Here is a 20,464-nt window from a genome sequence, read left to right as displayed (position 1 = left end):
GACATCGACGACGCCACCACTTCGATGCTCGGCAAGATCGCCGAGATCGAGGAACTGTTCGCTCAGGCTGCGGCCGGTGGCGGCGAGAAGAAGGTGGCCCGCCACCGCGAACGCGGCAAGCTGCTTGCCCGCGAACGCATCGAGTTGCTGGTGGATGAGGACAGTCCGTTCCTGGAACTGTCGCCCATCGCCGCGTACGGGTCCGACTTCCCTGTGGGGGCCTCGATCGTCACCGGCATCGGTGTGATCGAAGGGGTCGAATGTGTACTCGTGGCCAACGACCCGACCGTGCGTGGCGGCACCTCCAACCCCTGGACACTTCGTAAGGGCCTGCGCGCCAATCAGATCGCTCTGGAGAACCGTCTTCCACTGATCAACCTCGTGGAATCCGGGGGAGCGGACCTGCCCACGCAGAAAGAGGTGTTCATCCCCGGAGGCGCGATGTTCCGGGACCTCACCAAACTGTCTGCGGCCGGGATACCCACGCTGTCACTCGTTTTCGGTAACTCGACCGCCGGCGGCGCCTACCTGCCGGGCATGTCCGACCACACCGTGATGATCGAAGGCCAGTCTAAGGTGTTCCTCGGCGGACCGCCGTTGGTGAAGATGGCCACCGGTGAGGTCAGCGACGACGAGTCCCTCGGTGGTGCCCAGATGCACGCACGTACGTCCGGGCTCGCCGACTACTACGCCACCGACGAACGGGACGCCATCCGGATCGGTCGGCGGATCGTCGCCCGGCTCAACTGGCGTAAGCGCGGCCCGGGACCGGTGGCCGCGAGCATCGAACCGCGCCATCCCGAATCGGATCTGCTCGGGATCGTGCCCGGAGACCTGAGGATCCCGTTCGATCCTCGCGACGTCATCACCCGCATTGTCGACGACAGCGTGTTCGACGAGTTCAAACCCGAGTACGGATCGTCGCTGTGTACGGGATGGGCGCGCATCCACGGCTATCCGATCGGGATCCTGGCGAACGCCCAGGGGGTGCTGTTCAGCGCCGAGGCGCAGAAGGCAACCCAGTTCATCCAACTCGCGAACCGCTCGGACACCCCATTGCTGTTCTTGCACAACACCACCGGGTACATGGTGGGGCAAGAGTACGAGCGGGGCGGCATCATCAAACACGGCTCGATGATGATCAATGCCGTATCGAACTCCACCGTCCCGCACATCTCGCTGCTGATCGGCGCGAGCTACGGAGCGGGCCACTACGGCATGTGCGGACGGGCGTACAACCCCCGCTTCCTGTTCAGCTGGCCCAGTGCGAAGTCGGCGGTGATGGGCGCAGCCCAACTGGCCGGAGTGATCTCGATGGTGTCGCGCGCCGCGACCGAGGCCAGGGGCGGAACGGTCGACGAAGAGGCCGACGCCGGTATGCGGGCGATGATCGAAGCTCAGATCGAGAAGGAATCGATGCCGGCGTTCCTCTCGGGAATGCTGTACGACGACGGCATCATCGACCCCCGGGACAGCCGTACGGTTCTCGGGCTCTGCCTCTCGGCGATCGACAACGGGCCGGTGCAAGGCACCAGCAACTTCGGCGTCTTCCGGATGTGATGGGAAACATGCAAACAGTACTGGTGGCCAACCGCGGCGAGATCGCGCGCCGGGTCTTCGCCACATGCCGCCGTCTCGGATTCGGCACCGTCGCGGTGTACTCGGATCCCGACGCCAATGCTCCTCACGTCCGTGAGGCAGATGTGGCAGTCCGGTTGCCGGGCAACACCTCTGCCGACACCTACCTCAAGACCGATGCGGTGATCGCTGCCGCGCGTGCCGCCGGTGCCGATGCGGTGCACCCGGGCTACGGCTTCCTGTCCGAGAACGCCGCCTTCGCCCGAGCGGTGATCGAGGCCGGGCTCACCTGGATCGGCCCCGATCCATCGGCGATCGATGCGATGGGTTCGAAGGTGAACGCCAAGGCGATCATGGCCGACGCCGGTGTACCGGTGTTGAGCAACCTGGATCCGGATGCCATTGCCGCCGAAGATCTTCCGGTCTTGATCAAGGCATCCGCCGGCGGGGGTGGCCGAGGTATGCGCATCGTTCGCGACCTCGCCGACCTGACCGCAGAGGTGGCGGCCGCAGCTCGTGAAGCGCAATCGGCATTCGGTGACGCGACGGTGTTCTGCGAGCCGTACATCGAGCGTGGCCACCACATCGAGGTGCAGGTGCTGGGCGACGCAGCAGGAAACGTGTGGGCGGTGGGCGAGCGGGAGTGCTCGATACAGCGACGCCATCAGAAGATCATCGAGGAGGCGCCGTCCCCGCTCGTGGAGCGAATCGGCGCCACGTTGCGCCGCGAACTCTTCGATGCTGCGGTGGCCGCTGCCTCGGCCATCGGTTACACCGGAGCCGGGACCGTCGAGTTCCTCGCCGACGACAACGGACGGTTCTTCTTCTTGGAGATGAACACCCGGCTGCAGGTCGAACACCCCGTCACCGAGGAGACCAGTGGGCTCGACCTGGTCGCGTGGCAACTGCACATCGCCGAGGGCGCGCATCTGCCGCCCGAAGCTCCGGAACCGCAGGGCCATTCGATCGAGGTTCGCCTGTATGCCGAGGATCCCGGCGCAGACTGGCAACCCCAGTCCGGCACCGTCGATCACGTGCACATCGCGGGCGATGCGGCCTTCCGCCGACTGGGCGCACCCGGTGTGCGAGTGGACTCGGGCATCGAGGACGGGAGCGAGATCTCGGTCTTCTACGACCCGATGCTCGCGAAGGTGATCAGCTGGGCACCGGACCGGCGCACCGCGATCAACATTCTTGCAGGGGCGCTCGAGTCGGCGGAACTCCACGGTCCACGCACCAACCGCGACATGCTGGTGACGATGCTGCGCCGCAACGAGTTCCGTGATGGCGACACCACCACCAAGTTCATCGACGAGATCGGTCTCGACGTCCTCTCGGCCCCTCTGGCTGGTGAGGAGCGACGACGCGAGGCGATCATCGCCGCCGCACTCGCCGACGCCGCCGACAACCGGAGCCGTGCAGGCGTGGATGGGGGACTGCCGTCGGGCTGGCGCAACCTGCCGTCGGCCACGCAGACGAAGGACTACACGTTCGGGGAGAACACCGACGAGACGACGGTGCGATACCGGGTGACACGTGACGGTGTGGTGCTGCCGGATGACCCAGCGGTGACGGTCAAGACGATGCACAGCAACGCAGTGACCCTCACCGTTGCAGGCGTGGACCGCACCTTCCGGGTACGTCGACGCGACGCCGCGCGCTGGGTCGATTTCTCAGGTGGGTCGGTGACGCTGACCAGGGCACCGCGATTCGTCGACCCCGCCGAGATGAGTGCCCCCGGATCGCTGCTCGCGCCGATGCCGGGGTCGATCATCAGGATCGCCGTCGTGGAAGGTCAGACCGTCACGAAGGGCGAGCCGCTGCTGTGGCTCGAGGCGATGAAAATGGAGCACACCATCTCGGCCTCCGCAGACGGGATCGTCGAGAAGCTGCCCATCGGGGCAGGACAACAGGTGGCCGTGGGCGAAGTGCTCGCCGTCATCTCAGAACATCGGCCGAACGAGATCGAGGGAGAGACAGCATGAGCTTCGTGGAAACAGATGAGCAGAAGGCGTTACGCAGTTCGGTGGCCGGTCTCGGCGGCCGTTTCGGCCACGAGTACTTCCTCGATTGCGCCCGCAGCGGCCGCAAGACGGATGAATTGTGGTCTGAGGCAGGAAAGCTGGGCTTCATCGGTGTCAACCTGCCCGAGGAGTACGGCGGCGGTGGCGCGGGAATGTACGAGCTGTCGATCGTGATGGAAGAACTGGCGGCCATCGGTAGCGGACTGCTGATGATGGTGGTCTCCCCGGCAATCTGCGGAAACGTCATCGCGCGCTTCGGCACCGAAGACCAGAAGAAGCAGTGGCTGCCCGGACTCGCCGACGGGTCGATCACCATGGCTTTCGGTATCACCGAGCCCGATGCGGGGTCCAACTCGCACAACATCACCACCACTGCGCGGCGCGACGGTGGCGACTGGCTGCTCTCGGGTCGCAAGATCTATGTGTCCGGCGTGGACCAAGCCCAGGCCGTGCTGATCGTGGCCCGCACCGAGGACGCAAAGACCGGCCGGCTCAAGCCCGCGCTGTTCATCCTGCCCACCGACGCACCGGGTTTCGAGTTCAATCAGATCGAGATGGACCTGGTCAATCCCGAGAAGCAGTTCCTGCTGTTCCTCGACGACGTGCGCCTTCCGTCGACCGCGCTGGTGGGTTCCGAGGATGCGGCGCTGAGCCAACTGTTCGCCGGTCTCAACCCCGAGCGCATCATGGCAGCCGCGTCAGCTGTCGGGATGGGACGCTTCGCTCTCGGCCGTGCGGTGGAATACGTCAACGAGCGGACCGTGTGGAAGACGCCCATCGGCGCACACCAGGCCATCGCGCATCCTTTGGCAGTCGGCAAGATCGAGATGGAACTGGCCAAACTGATGATGCAGAAGGCCGCAACGCTGTACGACGCCGGTGACGACTGGGGTGCGGCCGAACCGGCGAACATGGCCAAGTACGCGGCGGCCGAGGCATGCGTCAAGATCGTCGATTCCGCCGTACAGTCGCTCGGCGGCAACGGTCTGTCCACCGAGTACGGGCTCGCGCCGCTGCTCAACCTGTGCCGGATCGCCCGCGTGGCGCCCGTCAGTCGCGAGATGATCCTGAACTTCGTGGCGCAGAACAGTCTCGGCCTACCCAAGTCGTACTGAGAGCGGACCCCGAGAAGCGATATGGACAACATCGTCGGATACGCCGCCGAAGCGGGAATCGCCACCATCACACTGGATTCGCCCGGAAACCGCAACGCGATCTCAGGCGCGCTGGTCGAGCAGCTGACCGCACGACTGGACGCTGCCCGCGACGACCAAGCGGTGCGGGCAGTGGTGTTGACACATACCGGCGGGACCTTCTGCGCAGGAGCCGATCTCAGTGAGGCGGGCAGAACCGGGCCAGAGGTGATGATCGATCTCATGCGGTCGATCATCGAGTTGCCCAAACCGGTGATCGGACGGATCGATGGCCACGTACGAGCAGGCGGGTTCGGGTTCGTCGGGGCCTGTGATCTCGTGGCGGCGGGCCCGGCGAGCACCTTCGCGTTGACCGAAGCGAGAATCGGCGTTGCGCCATCGATGATCTCGCTTACGGTGCTCCCCAGACTCACGTCCCGGGCGGCCGGCCGGTACTTCCTCACCGGCGAGAAGTTCAACGCCCACGTGGCCGAGGAGATCGGGCTGATCACCACCGCAGCGGCGGACTCCGAAGCGCTGGCCGGCATCGTGGCGAACTGGTGTGCCGATCTGCGCAAGGGTTCTCCGCAGGGTCTCGCCGCGAGCAAGCGGCTGACCACGACGGCTATTCTGCGTGAATTCGACCGCGATGCAACACGATTGGCGAGCGAATCAGCGGCCCTGTTCGGTTCGGACGAGGCCAGGGCGGGAATGCTCGCATTCTTGAACAAGCAACCGCCACCCTGGGTGGCCGAGCACCCATGACGCGCGGCCCGGTACGAACTCCCCAGCAGGACCGCAGTCGGGCGACGCGGCAACGCCTACTCGACGCGACCATCGACGTCCTCGCCGTCGATGGCTGGGCGGCGTGCAGTGTTGGTGTGGTTGCCGGCCGTGCGGGGGTGTCCCGTGGTGCGGCGCAACACCATTTCCCGACCCGCGAGGACCTCATCACCGCCGCACTCGAGCATGTCTTCGAGAACCTGACGATGCGTGCCACCGACGAGGCCGAGCGACTTCCACCTGGTGCCGGACGGATCGAGGTCGCCGTCGCCACGGCCGTCGAGTTCTACACCGGTCAAGAGTTCAAGGCGGCGTTACAGGTCTGGTGCGCAGCGGCATCGGACGAATCGCTCCGCCGGTTGATCCTGCCGCTCGAGGGCCGGTTCGGAGCCGCGGCCCATTCGATGACGGTGCACATGCTGGGGGTCGACGATTCGGACCCCAAGGTCCATCGGCTGGTGCAGGCCACCCTGGACTTCGCGCGTGGGCTCGGATTGGCCGATACGTTGTCCGACGACTCCGCGCGCCGCAGGCAGGTCGTCGGGGCGTGGGCGGAGCAACTCCGGGTGTCACTCCGCTGATTTGTGCAACCAGAAGGTTGCATATCGGAACCGGGATGTGCAATCCTTGGGTTGCAGATCAATCCGACACGGAGGACACCATGACTGAAGACTTTGACCGCATCGAGCGGCAGATCGACATCGACGCACCGGCCGATCGGGTGTGGTCGCTGATCAGTGAACCCGGTTGGTACATCAACGACTCCGAGATCACGCCCCACCGGATCGAGCGGTCCGGCGACGTCGACATCGTGCATGATCCGGTGCACGGTGCTTTTGCCCTTCGCACCGTCACGCTGGACCCGCCGAAGTACGCTGCTTTCCGCTGGATCGCCGATGTGGCCGACACCGCGGGCGCCTCGACGTTGGTCGAGTTCTGGATCGACGAGATCTCCTCGGGGTCAGTGGTTCTCAGGGTTGCCGAGAGCGGGTTTGCGTCTCTGCCCGGAGACGCCACCGAACGGCGCAAGAAGTTCGACGACAACACCGAGGGATGGACCCAGGAACTGGGTATCGCCAAGCGGCATCTCGAACTTGCTCAGGTCGATGTCCGGAGCTGACACCGAACTGCCGGCAGTCTTCGCCGCGCTCGCCGACGACACCCGCTGGGGGCTGCTCGTCAGGCTGGGCAGGGCCCCGGCGTCCGCGTCGGCGCTCGCGGCGGAGTTCCCGGTCTCGCGACAGGCCATCGCCAAACATCTGGCGATCTTGGAGGAGACCGGCCTGGTCTCGTCGTCGAAGTCCGGTCGCGAGGTGAGGTTCACCGCGGTGGGCGCCCGGCTCAGCCGGATCGGCCGCGAACTCGATGGCATCGCCGCCGGCTGGGATCGTCGTCTCGCCGACATCAAGACGCGTGCCGAGGCCGATCCGAACACCTAGGTCCAACTTCTTCCGCTGCCGGCAGGCCACCTGATATGAATCGGTGGTGACTGACACGAGCGGGGACGCAGCAGGCCGGCAGCGGGTGACCTGTGAGGTCGCCGATGGGGTCGCACAGGTGCGGCTCAATCGGCCGGACAAGATGAACGCCCTCGATCCGGCGATGTTCGAGGCGCTCGTCGACGTCGGATCAGCGCTCATCGACCGCGCCGACGTCTCCGCGGTGGTGATCGCCGGTGAAGGCCGGGCGTTCTGTGCCGGTCTCGACATGGCCCAGTTCGAACTGATGCAAGGTGGGGCTGCCGACGTCGTGGCCGACCGCGAACCCCTGGGCGCGGCAACAGCTCTGGGCCAACAAGCCGTGCATGTGTGGTCACTGGTGCCCGTACCCGTCATCGCCGCCCTCCACGGCGTCGCGTTCGGTGGGGGATTGCAGGTGGCGCTCGGCGCGGACATCCGGATCGCCGCGCCCGACACCACTCTGTCGGTGATGGAGATCGTCTGGGGATTGATCCCGGACATGACCGGCACGCAGATACTGCCTGAGCTCGTCGGTCGCGACGTCGCCAAGGAGCTGGTGTTCACCGGTCGCAGATTCAGTGGAAGCGATGCAGCCGCACTGGGTCTGGTGACCCGCACCGACGACGACCCGCTGTCGGCGGCCACGGCGCTGGCCACCGAGATCGCAGGCAACTCCCGGGGCGCACTGGTCGAGGCCAAGGCTCTGCTCGAACTGGCCGGGCGAGTGGACCTCGCCGCTGGATTCGACGCCGAGCAGGTCGCCATCCGGAAGCTGATCGGCTCACCCGAGCAAATCGAGGTGGTCCGCAGACGCACCGAGGACATGGCACGCCGCCGACGCTGACGCGCGATGTACGGCGAAAGCCCGCACCCCAGCCGAGATGGGTGCGGGCCTTCGTCGCGAGTCGTCACGCCGAGTGGTGGATGACCCCGCGGATGTTCTTGCCGTCGCGAAGATCCTGGTAGCCCTGATTGACCTGTTCGAGTGAGTAGGTCTGAGTGATCAGCTCATCCAGTTTCAACTGGCCGGCGTCGTACAGTCGCAGGAGTTTGACGATGTCGTACTGCGGATTCATCGATCCGAAGAGCGACCCCTTGATCGTCTTCTGGTTCAGGGTCAGATCGGTGCCCGACACCTGCACCGTCAACTTCGTCGGGTCCGCCAGGCCGGTGATCACCACCGTGCCGCCTTTGCCGATGACCGCAGTCGCGGCCGACACCACTTCCTGGTCGACGGTGCCGACCAGGATCAGAGCCGCGTCCGCGCCTTGGCCCCAGGTGAGTTCGTTGACCTTTTCAGCGGCACTGGCCGCATCGGCGAATGCATGTGTGGCACCGAACTTCAGCGCCGTCTCGCGCTTGAGCGGCACGGGGTCGACCACCACCACGTACTTGCAACCGGCTCCCACCGCACCCTGTACGGCGTTGATGCCCAGCCCTCCGATGCCGTAGATCACCGCCGTGTCGCCGTTGCGGAGGTTACCTGCATTGACCGCCGTCCCCCAGCCGGACGGCACACCGCAACCGACCAGGACGGCGGTCTCCAGCGGAAGCCAATCGTCGACCTTCACCACCGAGTGCTGTGAGATGGTGGCGCGTTCGGCGAACGTACCGAGCATGCACATGGCGCCGAAATCTTTTCCGTCCCCGTGGAATCGGAAGGAACCGTCGGGCATCGAGCCCTCCAGGATGGTGGCGCCCATGTCGCATAGGTTCTGCCGACCGGTCGAGCAGTAGCGACAGGTGCCACAGTTGGGGATGAAGCTGCACACCACGTGGTCGCCGGGTTTCACCTTGGTGACGCCGGGTCCCACTTCCTCGATGATGCCTGACCCTTCGTGTCCGCCGACGATCGGATAGCGCGGCGGCAGATCGCCGTCGGTCAGGTGGAGGTCGGAATGACAGAGTCCGGCGGCGGTGTACTTGATGAGCACCTCGCCGGGGCCCGGCCCGTCGAGTTCGAGTTCCATGATCTCGAACGGTTTGCCGGCCTCGAGTAGCACTGCGGCTTTGGTTTTCATGATGGTCCTTTCGGTGGTGTGAAGGAGGATGTCGAGAAGTCTTGTCAGAGAGCGATGTTCACCGATTTGGTCTCGGTGTAGAGATCGATCGCCGAGTTGCCGAGTTCGCGGCCCCAGCCGGACTGCTTGTAGCCACCGAACGGCATCGCGGTGTCGAAACCGTTGTACTGGTTGACCCAGACCGAACCGGCCTTGATGCGCCTGGCTGTCTTGTGTGCCTTGGACAGGTCTCGGGTCCAGATGCCGGCGGCGAGTCCGTAGATCGAGTTGTTCGCGGCAGCCACCACGTCATCTCCGTCGAAGGGCATCGCGGCCACCACGGGCCCGAAGATCTCTTCCTCGACGATCGAGAAACTCGGCTCGACGTCCACGAAGACAGTGGGTTCGATGAAGTATCCTTCCGTGCCCCAGCGTTTTCCGCCGGTCAGCGCCCGAGCGCCGTCGGCAAGACCCTGAGCGAGATAGCCGCTGACCTTGTCGAACTGCTCCTGCGAGATGAGCGGGCCGAGCTCGGTGGTGGGGTCCAGGCCCGGACCGATCTTGGCCTTCGATGCAGCCTCTGCGACGGCGGCGGTGAAGTCGTCGAAGATCGGGCGCTCCACAAACAGTCGTGTGCCCGCGACGCAGCACTGGCCGTGATTGAACATCCATGCGGCGACCGAACCGGCCACGGCCTGCTCGAAGTCGGCGTCTGCGAACACGATGTTTGGGCTCTTGCCACCCAGTTCGAGAGAGACCTTCTTGAGATTGCCCTGCGCGGCCGCGACGATCTTCTTGCCGACCTCGGTGGACCCGGTGAACGCGATCTTGTCCACGTCCGGATGTGCCGTCAGGGCGGCGCCGGCATCACCGAAGCCGGTGACGATGTTGACGACCCCGGGAGGAAATCCTGCCTCCTCGAAGATCTCGCCCAAAAGCAGTGCAGTCAACGGGGTTTGCTCGGCAGGTTTGAGGACCACGGTGTTGCCGGCCGCGAGTGCGGGGGCCAGCTTGAACGACGCCATCAGGAGGGGGAAGTTCCACGGGACGATGAGGCCGCATACCCCGACGGGGTCACGGAGGGTGTACGCGTGGAACTCGCCGCCAGGGACAAAGGGCATCGACACGTTCACCGTGGATCCGAAAATCTTGGTGCACAGCCCCGCGTTGTATCGGAAGATGTCGGCCGACCACGCTGTGTCGACAGCCGCGGCGATACCCGCTGACTTGCCGTTGTCCAGGGCTTCGAGCTGGCCGAACTCCTCCGCGCGTTCGGTCAGCAGATCCCCGACCCGCCAGAGCAGACGTTCGCGCTCGTTCGGCTTCATCCGGGCCCATGGCCCATCATCGAATGCCCGCCGGGCGGCCCGGACCGCTCGGTCGACGTCGGTGGCGTCGCCGTGGGCGACGTCGGTGATGGGAGCCGTGGTGGCCGGGTCGAAGGTGGTGAAGGTCTTGCCCGATACGGCAGCCGTCCACTCGCCCCCGATCAGCATCGAACGGTCGGTCGAAATGAAATCTCTTACCCGCGAGGTCAATTGGGGCTCGGCAATGGCGGTCATACATTCTCCTAGCGTCAGCATGCACAGTCGCTTATGTGACTGCGGTCATAGTGCCAACGAAAGGTGGTGCCCAACTGTCCGGAATCTGTACACCCCGCCGGACGCTGCGGAAGGACTCAAGCGTCTACTCGGCCTGTCGAGCGAACGATCCTCAGTGATCGATGTCGAGGGCGCGTAGCCGGGTGTACAGCGTGCTGCGACTGATGCCGAGCATCTTGGCCGCGTGGACCTTGTTGCCGTCGCTGGCCTGCATGGCCTCGACGATCGCCTGACGTTCGGCCCGGTCTCGTCCGGACAGCCGGTGCGCGCGCGTGGTGGTCTGATGGTGCGCGGGCAGGTCGGCAACCGTGATCACCCGATCCGCGCGGCGGGCGGCATTGTCGGCCGCGGTTCGCAGAACCATCGTGAGTTCGGTCAGGTTGCCCGGCCAGTCGGACGAGAGCAGGGCCTCACCGGCTGCCGCACCGAGCACGGCACGAGGCGCGATGCGCGACAACACGTTTCCCGCCAGAGCCGGCAGGTCGATCGTGCGATGGCGCAACGGCGCCAGATCTATCCGGCGTGGACACAGAGCGATGAGGGCGGCGACCGGACCAGGTGACTCGGGCAGCGGGGGAGCGGTCAGTACAACCGGTGGGGTCCCCTCGAGAACCGCCGTCCTGAGCGCGGACAGACTCAGCGGATCAAGGAGATGCACGTTCTCGATGAGCAGGGTGGTCTGGTCGGTGCCGGTGAGATGGCCGATCAGTCCGCCACCGCCCGAGCCGGTCACCAGGGCCGCGGCGTCCACGGCACGGACCGGGCGGTCGCCCAGCAGTTCAGCCGCGGTGCTGGTCCGTCCACTACCCGGTTCGCCGGTGATGGCGGTGTTCTCCCACACGCTGCGAGGTCGGTCTGTCCGCAGTCCGGCGCCGGTCTGCGAGCGCGACTTACGGGCAATCGGCACGTGGGGCAGATCCAGAGGTCGCACCCGGAAGAGGGCGCCGCCGGCACTGCCGGACACCCGCCGGCCGACGACCTCCACGACGTTGCCCGACACCAGTGCGAGTTGCGTTCGGCGCTCGTCTGCACCCAGATCGGCGGCCAGTGCGCGGAGGGTTCCGAAATCCGCGGAGGCGAGGATGTCGGCGGCAAGCGCATTGGTCAGCAACAGATCGTCGCCGACCGCGACGACGGCGACATCGCGACGCGGCGCGACACGCTGAAACGCCTCCACCACCGCCGTCTGCCGCGCTCGCGACCCCTCGAGGAGACGCTGCTCGATATCGCCCGCGATCCGGTCGACGAACGGCGCGAACAGCGGATTGACGGTCGGTTCGAGGTTGCTCATGCAGACGATCCCCTCCAGCCGACGAGAGACGGGATGGAGGATGGGTCGCCCATAGCAACTGATGGTGCGGAACTGCTCGAGGAAGTGTTCGGCGGCATTGATGACGATGCCGTCCCGGATCTCGAGCGGGGTACCCAGCGCGGTGGTGCCCATCGTGTCCTCGCTGAACTCGGCGCCGCACACCGCGCCCACCGATTCCAGTGCCTGCTCGACCTGGACCCCGCCGAACGTGCGGGACACGAGCCGGGCGTCGGAATCCACCAGCAGCAGAGCCGTGTTGGACTCGGCCAATTGATGTGCGATGGCGTCGATGACCGGGCCGGCGGCCCGCAGCAACGGGTGCTCGGTTGATGAGATGTCCACAGGCCGCACGTCCGGCGAGTCACCTGGCTTCAGCCCACCCAGCATCGATCGCTGCCACGACCGGGCGATGTCGGGGCGATTCGGTTGGTTGTGCGATCGGCTGTTCATCGGCACCTGCGACGCTACCCCCGCGGTAGGCGAGAGCACTGCGGAACCGGACGCTCCCGATGGTCGATGTCCCTGGGGAATCGATCGCCGGACGAGCGCCGGTGGCGCAGGACTACGCCGCCGAACCCCAGGCCGAATCAGAGGAACCGGACGATCCTGACCCACAGTTGTTGACCAGCTGACCCAAAGCGACGGTGTCGGCCAACTTCTGGTAGCCGGCGGCGCTGAGGTGGAGGTGATCGCCGTCGTCGTAGGCAGGAAGGAGAGCAGAGGGGTTCGCCGGGTCGGCGACGGCCTTGTCGAAGTCCACGACACCGTCGGCCGGACTGCTGGTGCGGATCCACTCGTTGACCTGGTTGCGCAGATCGTTGGTTGCACTCGTGCCGTAACTGCCCTGCCCGGTATGGCCCCCGGCAGGAGTGATGGTGCCCTGTAGGACACGGATTCCGCGCTGGTGCAGCGAGTCGATGATCGTCTGATAGTTCTGGGTCAGCTGATCGACGGTCACGCCGGGGGCCTGGCCCAGATCGTTGATGCCTTCGAACAGGACAACGGTACGCACGTTGGGAACCGACAGCACGTCTCGGTCCAGTCGAGTCGATGCCGAATCTCCACGAGAGGTGTTGATGAGTCCTGATTGCCCCTCGGCCGCATCGAAACTGACCCTGTTGCCAGATATTCCGGCGTTGACAACCGTCAGCGGCAGTCCCTGCTCGTTGATCCGGCGGGCCAGGCGGTCGGGCCATCGGACGTTCTCGTCGAGGCCGGCGGGCAGTTCGGGTGAGGGGCCGGTCGGGTTGGGTGCGCCCGTCTGATAGCCATCGGTCAGGGAATCCCCAAGTGTGACAACCGCTCCCGTTCCGGGAGTCAGTGTGTCCATCCCGGTCACGAAGAGCCGCGACGTCGTGGTGGTGCCGAACGCGGCGCCACTGGTGTCGAGTGTCTTGTCGCCGGCTCCGGTTGCCGTGAGGTACGAGCGCTGACGCGCCACCCAGTGCCGGGTTGCCGACGCCACGTCGTCAGGGGTGAAGGTACTGATCGACAGTGCTTCGAAAGCCTGGAAGGCGTACGGCATGGGGTCACTGACCACCTCGCCGCCGGCAGGCACCGTCACCGTCGGCTGTCCACCGAACAAGAGGGGAACGGGATCGGACACGCCTGCACCGGTCGCCTGTTTTCCAACACTCACCGATGTGAACGTCACCGGCGCCTCGCCGTACTCGTTCGACAGGTCCACGCGGAGGACCTCGCCGGCGCGGGTCGGCACGATGACAGACCGGACCGTCGAGTTGTCGACCTCGGGATTGGGCACGAGGCTGGGGTCGACGGGCGGGAAGTAGGGACTCGGAGGCCCATCCGGGGACAGTGCCCCGTCGCTTGCCGGCGCGCTCCAGGCCCCCACCCACGGACCGAAGGCCGGGCAGACGATCGGTGTGGGCGCCGCTGCCGCCGGGCCGGATGGGGCGACGACCAAGCCCGCGCCGACGGTGAGAGCAACGAGGAACGGGCCGCAGCAGCGTCGTGCGGTGCGCGTCATCGGCGACAGCGTCCGCTCAAATGGTGACATTTGCTAACAGTAAGGCCGGACGCCGGCAGGTGGGCGACGAACAGCGTTGTCCGATCAGGGGCGGGCACAAGCGAATAGACTCTCCGGAGCCGAGAACTGGTCTGCAACACCGGCCCGAGATGGAGTCGTGGTAACCGCCTTGACGGAAGTATTCGCCCGCTTACCCGGGGTCGCGACCGCGCGGCAGTATCGCCGGGAGTGGCTGCGTTCCGACATCACCGCGGGCCTGGTCTTGACCGCGCTGCTCATCCCGGCCGGGATGGGTTACGCAGAAGCGGCCGGGTTGCCCGCGTATGCCGGCCTGTATGCCACCATCGTCCCGCTCCTCGCGTATGCAGTGGTGGGCCCGTCGAAAATCCTTGTCCTCGGACCGGATTCGTCGCTCGCGCCCCTGATCGCCGCAGCGGTGGTGCCGCTGGCGGTCACCGGGGACCCGGAGACCGCGCTCGCCCTCGCGGGAATCCTCGCAGTCCTTGTCGGTCTCATCTTGCTCGTCGCCGGGTTCCTGAGGCTGGGGTTCGTCACCGACCTGCTGTCGAAACCGATCCGGCTCGGATATCTGAACGCGATCGCGCTCATCGTGGTCGTCGGCCAGTTGCCGAAACTGCTCGGCTTCTCGGTCGATGCCGACAACCTGATCGAGCAGGGTTGGGAGACCGCCCACGCTGCATTCAGCGGCGGCGTCGACCTCGTCACCGCCACAATCGGTTTCGGCTCACTGGCGATCATCGTCGCCTTCCGGCTCTGGTTGCCCCGCGTGCCAGGGGTTCTCGTGGCCGTCGTGGTGGCGATCATCGTCTCTGCGGCCCTGGGTCTCACCGATGACGTCGGGATGGTCGGCGCGTTGCCCGACGGCATGCCGCTGCCGTCGTTCGGGGGAGTCGACTGGTCGGACGTGGCCGAGCTCGTCGGGCCCGCGGCCGGCATCGCGTTGATCGCTTTCGCCGACACCGGTGTCCTCTCTCGCACGTTCGCGGCCCGCCACGGCGAAGAGGTGAACGGCAGCACGGAGATGAAGGCAATCGGCGTGGCCAACATCGCGGGCGGCCTTTTCAGTGGCTTCCCGATCTCGGCGAGTGGATCGCGCACCCCCGTGGCCGAGCAGGCCGGGGCCAAGACCCAACTCGCCGGAGTCGTCGGGGCCCTCGCCGTCCTGGTCTTCGTGCTCGCGGCTCCGGGCGTCACCGCATACCTGCCCGACGCCACGCTCGCCGCCGTGGTGATCGTGGCCGCCACCGCGCTGGTCGACGTGAGCGGCATGGTCCGGATGTTCCGGATGAGCAGGATCGAGTTCGCTCTCGCGGTCGCGGCCTTCGTGGGCGTCGCGCTGGTCGGGGTACTCGAAGGTGTCCTGGTCGCGATCGGCCTGTCCTTTGTCGCGGTGGTCGCGCGGGCCTGGCAGCCCTACCGCACCGAGCTCGTCCAGGTGGCCGACCGCCCCGGCTTCCACGACATCGCGCGCCACCCGGCCGGTCGCCGCATCCCGGGTCTTGTCCTCGTCCGCTTCGATGCACCGCTGTTCTTCGCGAACGGCGGCATCTTCGACGACTACGTCCGGTCGGTGGTCGCGGCGGCCCACGAGCGGGTCGATTGGGTGATCGTGGCGGCAGAACCGGTGACCGGCATCGACACCACCGCGGTCGACGAACTCATCGATCTCGACACCTATCTGGCGAGCAAGGGCATCCGTCTGGTCTTCGCGGAGATGAAGGGGCCCATGAAAGACAGGCTCATCCGATTCGGCCTGGCAGACAGATTCGGCCCCGGCCGTTTCCATCCCACGATCGAGGCGGCGGTGGACGCGTTCAGGAACCGCGAGGGCTGTTGAGCGGCTGCGCACGAACAGCCGACAACCTGCGGGATCGGTCCGCTCGGCGGTCGTCCTGGACGATTTTGACCTGCGGTCGCACGGTCGGTAGAGTTGACCGCTGGTGCCCGGCCTCCGCCATATTTCTAGATCGGCCGGGTCCATCTGCGTGCCTTCAACTGCCGCGTCGGGCAATTTCGACACGCCCGACTAAGGGGTAGGGAAGGCCACACCTGACCAGGGCTTTTGCCTCGGTGGGGCGTACTGCGGAAGTGCCGACCACGTCGGACTTGCCCGGAGCAGAAACCGCAGCAGAGACGAAGAACGCCAAACAAAGGAAGAACTCTCAGTGCCAACTATCAACCAGCTGGTCCGCAAGGGCCGTCACGACAAGCCTGCCAAGCAGAAAACGGCAGCGCTGAAGGGCAGCCCGCAGCGACGCGGCGTGTGCACTCGCGTCTACACAACCACCCCGAAGAAGCCGAACTCGGCGCTCCGGAAGGTGGCTCGTGTTCGTCTCACCAGCTCGGTCGAGGTGACCGCATACATCCCCGGTGAAGGCCACAACCTGCAGGAGCACTCGATGGTGCTCGTTCGCGGTGGTCGTGTGAAGGACCTCCCGGGTGTGCGTTACAAGGTCATCCGCGGCTCGCTCGACACCCAGGGTGTCAAGGCTCGCAAGCAGGGTCGCAGCAAGTACGGCGCGAAGAAGGAGAAGGGCTGATGCCACGTAAAGGACCCGCACCGAAGCGCCCCCTGATCAACGACCCGGTCTACGGCAGCCCCGTCGTGACCCAGCTGGTCAACAAGATTCTGCTGGACGGCAAGAAGTCGACCGCCGAGCGGATCGTCTACCAGGCCCTGGAACAGGCTCGTGAGAAGACCGGTACCGATCCGGTCGTCACCCTCAAGCGCGCGCTGGACAACGTCCGTCCGGCCCTCGAGGTCAAGAGCCGTCGCGTCGGTGGTGCCACCTACCAGGTGCCCATCGAGGTCAAGCCGGGCCGCGCCAACACCCTCGCTCTGCGTTGGTTGGTGACCTTCAGTCGCCAGCGTCGCGAGAAGACGATGGTCGAGCGTCTCGCCAACGAGCTGCTCGACGCCAGCAACGGTCTGGGCGCGGCAGTCAAGCGCCGCGAGGACACCCACAAGATGGCCGAGGCCAACCGGGCGTTCGCGCACTACCGCTGGTGACAACGGGCCGCCGGCCCTCCAGGCCGGCGGCTACAACAACTTTCAGGCAATACAGAGTGAGGAATTAAGTGGCACAGGAAGTGCTCAGCGACCTCAACAAGGTTCGCAACATCGGCATCATGGCTCACATCGATGCCGGCAAGACCACCACCACCGAGCGAATCCTCTTCTACACCGGCGTCAACTACAAGATCGGCGAGACGCACGACGGCGCCTCGACGACCGACTGGATGGAGCAGGAGAAGGAGCGGGGTATCACCATCACCTCCGCTGCGGTGACCTGTTTCTGGAACAAGAACCAGATCAACATCATCGACACCCCCGGGCACGTCGACTTCACCGTCGAGGTGGAGCGAAGCCTGCGTGTGCTCGACGGTGCGGTAGCGGTGTTCGACGGTAAAGAGGGTGTGGAGCCGCAGTCCGAGCAGGTCTGGCGGCAGGCCGAGAAGTACGAAGTCCCCCGTATCTGCTTCGTCAACAAGATGGACAAGCTGGGCGCCGACTTCTACTTCACGGTGCGCACCATCGAAGAGCGTCTCGGTGCCAAGCCGCTGGTTCTCCAGCTGCCGATCGGTGCCGAGGACGACTTCGACGGTGTCGTGGACCTCATCGAGATGAAGGCCATCACCTGGCGCGGCGTCGTGCCGACCGGTGCCGAGCCGACCATCGAGGAGATCCCGGCCGATCTGCTGGAGAAGGCCAAGGAGTACCGCGAGAAGCTGATGGAGACGGTCGCCGAGACCGACGAAGCGCTGCTCGAGAAGTACTTCGGTGGCGAAGAGCTCAGCATCGCCGAGGTCAAGGCGGCCATCCGCAAGCTCACCGTCACCCGTGAGCTGTACCCGGTGCTGTGTGGCTCGGCGTTCAAGAACAAGGGCGTGCAGCCCATGCTCGACGCGGTCATCGACTACCTGCCCAGCCCGCTCGACGTTCCCTCTGTGGAAGGTCACGCGGTTGGCAACGAAGAAGAGATCCTGTCGCGCAAGCCGTCGTCCGACGAGCCGTTCGCGGCGCTGGCATTCAAGATCGCCTCGCACCCGTTCTTCGGCAAGCTGACGTTCGTGCGTGTGTACTCCGGACACATCACGGCCGGCACCGGCGTGCTCAATGCCACCAAGGGCAAGAAAGAGCGCATCGGCAAGCTGTTCCAGATGCACGCCAACAAGGAAATGCCGGTCGAGGATGCCACGGCAGGCCACATCTACGCGATGATCGGCCTCAAGGACACCACCACCGGTGACACCTTGTGCGACTCGAATGCACCGATCGTCCTGGAATCGATGAGCTTCCCGGACCCGGTCATCAACGTCTCGATCGAGCCGAAGACCAAGTCCGACCAGGAAAAGCTGGGTGTCGCCATCCAGAAACTGGCCGAAGAGGACCCCACGTTCTCGGTCAAGCTGGACGACGAGACCGGCCAGACCGTCATCGGCGGCATGGGCGAGCTCCACCTCGACATCCTGGTCGACCGCATGAAGCGCGAGTTCAAGGTCGAGGCCAACGTCGGTAAGCCCCAGGTGGCCTACCGAGAGACCATCCGCAAGACGGTCGAGAAGCACGACTACACCCACAAGAAGCAGACCGGTGGCAGTGGCCAGTTCGCCAAGGTCATCGTCAAGCTGGAGCCGTTGGTGGATGCCGAAGACGGCGCCACCTACGAGTTCGTCAATGCCGTGACCGGTGGTCGCGTCCCGCGTGAGTACATCCCTTCTGTGGATGCCGGCGCCCAGGACGCGATGCAGTACGGCGTGCTCGCGGGCTACCCGCTGGTCAACTTGAAGTTCACTCTGCTCGACGGCGCCTACCATGACGTCGACTCGTCGGAGATGGCGTTCAAGATCGCCGGATCGGCTGCGATGAAAGAAGCAGCCAGGATGGCGGGCCCGGTGATCCTGGAACCGTTGATGGCCGTAGAGGTCACGACGCCCGAGGATTACATGGGTGACGTGATCGGCGACCTCAACTCACGCCGTGGTCAAATCCAGGCCATGGAAGAGCGCAGTGGCGCCCGTGTCGTCAAGGCACTGGTTCCGCTGTCGGAGATGTTCGGCTACATCGGAGACCTCCGGTCGAAGACCCAGGGCCGGGCAAACTACTCCATGGTGTTCGACTCGTACGCTGAAGTACCGGCGAACGTGTCGAAGGAGATCATTGCCAAAGCAACGGGTGAGTGATTTCTCTCCCGTCGCCTCGGCGATAGCGCCACCGGCGCACAGCAGATAAGAATCGCTTGCCGGCGGGGGACGTGAGTCCCTTGCCGCGCAAGAACTAAACACCCAGTGAAACCCGGAAGATTCCGGTTCACGACAACAAGTCCAGGAGGACAATCAAGTGGCGAAGGCGAAGTTCGAGCGGACCAAGCCGCACGTGAACATCGGCACCATCGGTCACGTCGACCACGGCAAGACCACGCTGACGGCGGCCATCACCAAGGTGTTGCACGACAAGTTCCCGGATCTCAACGCGAGCTTTGCGTTCGATCAGATCGACAAGGCTCCGGAAGAGAAGGCTCGTGGTATCACGATCAACATCTCGCATGTTGAGTACCAGACGGAGAAGCGTCACTACGCCCACGTCGATGCTCCTGGTCACGCGGACTACATCAAGAACATGATCACCGGTGCAGCCCAGATGGACGGTGCCATCCTCGTGGTCGCCGCCACCGACGGCCCGATGCCGCAGACCCGCGAGCACGTGCTGCTCGCGCGTCAGGTCGGCGTGCCTTACATCCTGGTCGCGCTGAACAAGGCCGACATGGTTGATGACGACGAGATCATCGAGCTGGTCGAGATGGAGGTGCGCGAGCTCCTCGCTGCACAGGACTTCGACGAAGACGCTCCGGTCATCAAGGTCTCGGCCCTGAAGGCACTCGAAGGCGACCCCGAGTGGGTCAAGACCGTCGAAGAGCTCATGGACGCTGTCGACGAGAGCATCCCGGAGCCGGTTCGTGAGACCGAGAAGCCCTTCCTCATGCCTGTGGAGGACGTGTTCACGATCACCGGTCGTGGCACCGTCGTCACCGGTCGTGTGGAGCGTGGCGAGGTCAAGGTGAACGAGGAAGTCGACATCGTCGGCATCCGCGAGAAGAGCACCAAGACCACCGTCACTGGTATCGAGATGTTCCACAAGCTCCTCGACTCGGCACAGGCGGGCGACAACGCCGGTCTGCTGCTGCGTGGTCTGAAGCGCGAAGACGTCGAGCGTGGACAGGTTGTCATCAAGCCGGGCACCACCACCCCGCACACCGAGTTCGAAGGACAGGCCTACATCCTGTCCAAGGACGAAGGCGGACGGCACACCCCGTTCTTCAACAACTACCGTCCCCAGTTCTACTTCCGTACAACTGACGTGACGGGCGTTGTGACCCTGCCCGAGGGCACCGAGATGGTCATGCCCGGTGACAACACCGAGATGTCCGTCAAGCTGATCCAGCCGGTGGCCATGGACGAGGGCCTGCGCTTCGCGATCCGTGAAGGTGGCCGCACCGTTGGTGCCGGTCGCGTCACGAAGATCAACAAGTAAGCAGTAACAGAACAAACCGAAAAGCGCCCGACC

17 protein-coding genes are annotated in these 20,464 nt (G+C 65.2%); 13 read left to right on the top strand and 4 right to left on the bottom strand.

Features of this window, described 5'->3' with window-relative positions; translation table 11 throughout:
• Positions 1-24: 24 nt before the first annotated feature.
• From KXR83_RS13320 to KXR83_RS13285, 8 genes are all read left to right on the top strand, one after another.
• Positions 25-1,560, top strand: a complete 1,536-nt coding sequence (locus KXR83_RS13320; protein ID WP_317712868.1) for an acyl-CoA carboxylase subunit beta — start codon at positions 25-27, stop codon at positions 1,558-1,560.
• 8 nt (positions 1,561-1,568) lie between these two features.
• A complete protein-coding gene (locus KXR83_RS13315) occupies positions 1,569-3,563 on the top strand; it encodes an acetyl/propionyl/methylcrotonyl-CoA carboxylase subunit alpha (RefSeq protein WP_437425219.1) in 1,995 nt (664 codons plus the stop codon).
• Positions 3,560-4,717: an acyl-CoA dehydrogenase family protein gene (locus KXR83_RS13310; protein WP_437425218.1), complete on the top strand. Its 1,158-nt coding sequence runs from the start codon at positions 3,560-3,562 to the stop codon at positions 4,715-4,717. Before KXR83_RS13315 ends, KXR83_RS13310 begins: the two co-directional genes overlap by 4 nt.
• A gap of 21 nt (positions 4,718-4,738) precedes the next feature.
• Positions 4,739-5,500 (top strand): enoyl-CoA hydratase family protein, encoded by a 762-nt coding sequence (locus KXR83_RS13305; protein ID WP_437425217.1) that lies wholly within the window; start codon positions 4,739-4,741, stop codon positions 5,498-5,500.
• On the top strand, positions 5,497-6,099 hold the full coding sequence (locus tag KXR83_RS13300; protein WP_247209950.1) for a TetR/AcrR family transcriptional regulator: 603 nt from the start codon (positions 5,497-5,499) through the stop codon (positions 6,097-6,099). The genes KXR83_RS13305 and KXR83_RS13300 overlap by 4 nt, the downstream gene beginning before the upstream one ends.
• Positions 6,100-6,179: 80 nt before the next feature.
• Complete coding sequence (locus KXR83_RS13295) at positions 6,180-6,638, top strand: ATPase (RefSeq protein ID WP_437425216.1); 459 nt, start codon at positions 6,180-6,182, stop codon at positions 6,636-6,638.
• On the top strand, positions 6,625-6,957 hold the full coding sequence (locus KXR83_RS13290; RefSeq protein ID WP_437425215.1) for an ArsR/SmtB family transcription factor: 333 nt from the start codon (positions 6,625-6,627) through the stop codon (positions 6,955-6,957). The genes KXR83_RS13295 and KXR83_RS13290 overlap by 14 nt, the downstream gene beginning before the upstream one ends.
• A 46-nt stretch (positions 6,958-7,003) precedes the next feature.
• Positions 7,004-7,822: a crotonase/enoyl-CoA hydratase family protein gene (locus KXR83_RS13285; protein WP_437425214.1), complete on the top strand. Its 819-nt coding sequence runs from the start codon at positions 7,004-7,006 to the stop codon at positions 7,820-7,822.
• Between the two features lie 64 nt (positions 7,823-7,886).
• Here the strand turns inward: KXR83_RS13285 and KXR83_RS13280 are convergent, their stop codons facing one another.
• The 4 genes from KXR83_RS13280 to KXR83_RS13265 all read right to left on the bottom strand — a co-directional run bounded on the left by KXR83_RS13280 (position 7,887) and on the right by KXR83_RS13265 (position 13,908).
• The gene (locus KXR83_RS13280) at positions 7,887-8,999 is read right to left on the bottom strand and encodes an NDMA-dependent alcohol dehydrogenase (RefSeq protein WP_437425213.1); all 1,113 of its coding nucleotides are present in this window, start codon (positions 8,997-8,999) and stop codon (positions 7,887-7,889) included.
• A 44-nt stretch (positions 9,000-9,043) separates the two neighbouring features.
• Positions 9,044-10,540: an aldehyde dehydrogenase family protein gene (locus tag KXR83_RS13275; protein WP_437425212.1), complete on the bottom strand. Its 1,497-nt coding sequence runs from the start codon at positions 10,538-10,540 to the stop codon at positions 9,044-9,046.
• Between the two features lie 151 nt (positions 10,541-10,691).
• Positions 10,692-12,341 carry a sigma-54-dependent Fis family transcriptional regulator gene (locus KXR83_RS13270; protein WP_437425211.1) on the bottom strand — a complete coding sequence of 550 codons (1,650 nt, stop codon included), beginning with the start codon at positions 12,339-12,341 and terminating at the stop codon, positions 10,692-10,694.
• A gap of 112 nt (positions 12,342-12,453) precedes the next feature.
• Complete coding sequence (locus tag KXR83_RS13265; RefSeq protein ID WP_437425210.1) at positions 12,454-13,908, bottom strand: SGNH/GDSL hydrolase family protein; 1,455 nt, start codon at positions 13,906-13,908, stop codon at positions 12,454-12,456.
• A gap of 139 nt (positions 13,909-14,047) precedes the next feature.
• Between KXR83_RS13265 and KXR83_RS13260 the strand changes: the two genes are divergently transcribed.
• From KXR83_RS13260 to tuf, 5 genes are all read left to right on the top strand, one after another.
• The gene (locus KXR83_RS13260) at positions 14,048-15,736 is read left to right on the top strand and encodes a SulP family inorganic anion transporter (protein WP_437425209.1); all 1,689 of its coding nucleotides are present in this window, start codon (positions 14,048-14,050) and stop codon (positions 15,734-15,736) included.
• Positions 15,737-16,064: 328 nt separating this feature from the next.
• Entirely contained in the window at positions 16,065-16,439 is a 375-nt protein-coding gene (gene rpsL, locus KXR83_RS13255; RefSeq protein ID WP_023956148.1) for a 30S ribosomal protein S12, read from the top strand.
• Entirely contained in the window at positions 16,439-16,909 is a 471-nt protein-coding gene (rpsG, locus tag KXR83_RS13250) for a 30S ribosomal protein S7 (protein WP_023956146.1), read from the top strand. The genes rpsL and rpsG overlap by 1 nt, the downstream gene beginning before the upstream one ends.
• Positions 16,910-16,977: 68 nt before the next feature.
• The gene (gene fusA, locus KXR83_RS13245) at positions 16,978-19,083 is read left to right on the top strand and encodes an elongation factor G (RefSeq protein WP_023956144.1); all 2,106 of its coding nucleotides are present in this window, start codon (positions 16,978-16,980) and stop codon (positions 19,081-19,083) included.
• 157 nt (positions 19,084-19,240) lie between these two features.
• Positions 19,241-20,431 carry an elongation factor Tu gene (gene tuf, locus KXR83_RS13240; protein WP_023956142.1) on the top strand — a complete coding sequence of 397 codons (1,191 nt, stop codon included), beginning with the start codon at positions 19,241-19,243 and terminating at the stop codon, positions 20,429-20,431.
• Positions 20,432-20,464 lie beyond the last annotated feature (33 nt).

This window comes from Williamsia muralis, from assembly GCF_051487485.1.
GTDB lineage: Bacteria > Actinomycetota > Actinomycetes > Mycobacteriales > Mycobacteriaceae > Williamsia > Williamsia muralis_B.
Note: the sequence above shows the minus strand (reverse complement) of the source record. Positions and strands in the feature narration are given on the sequence as shown.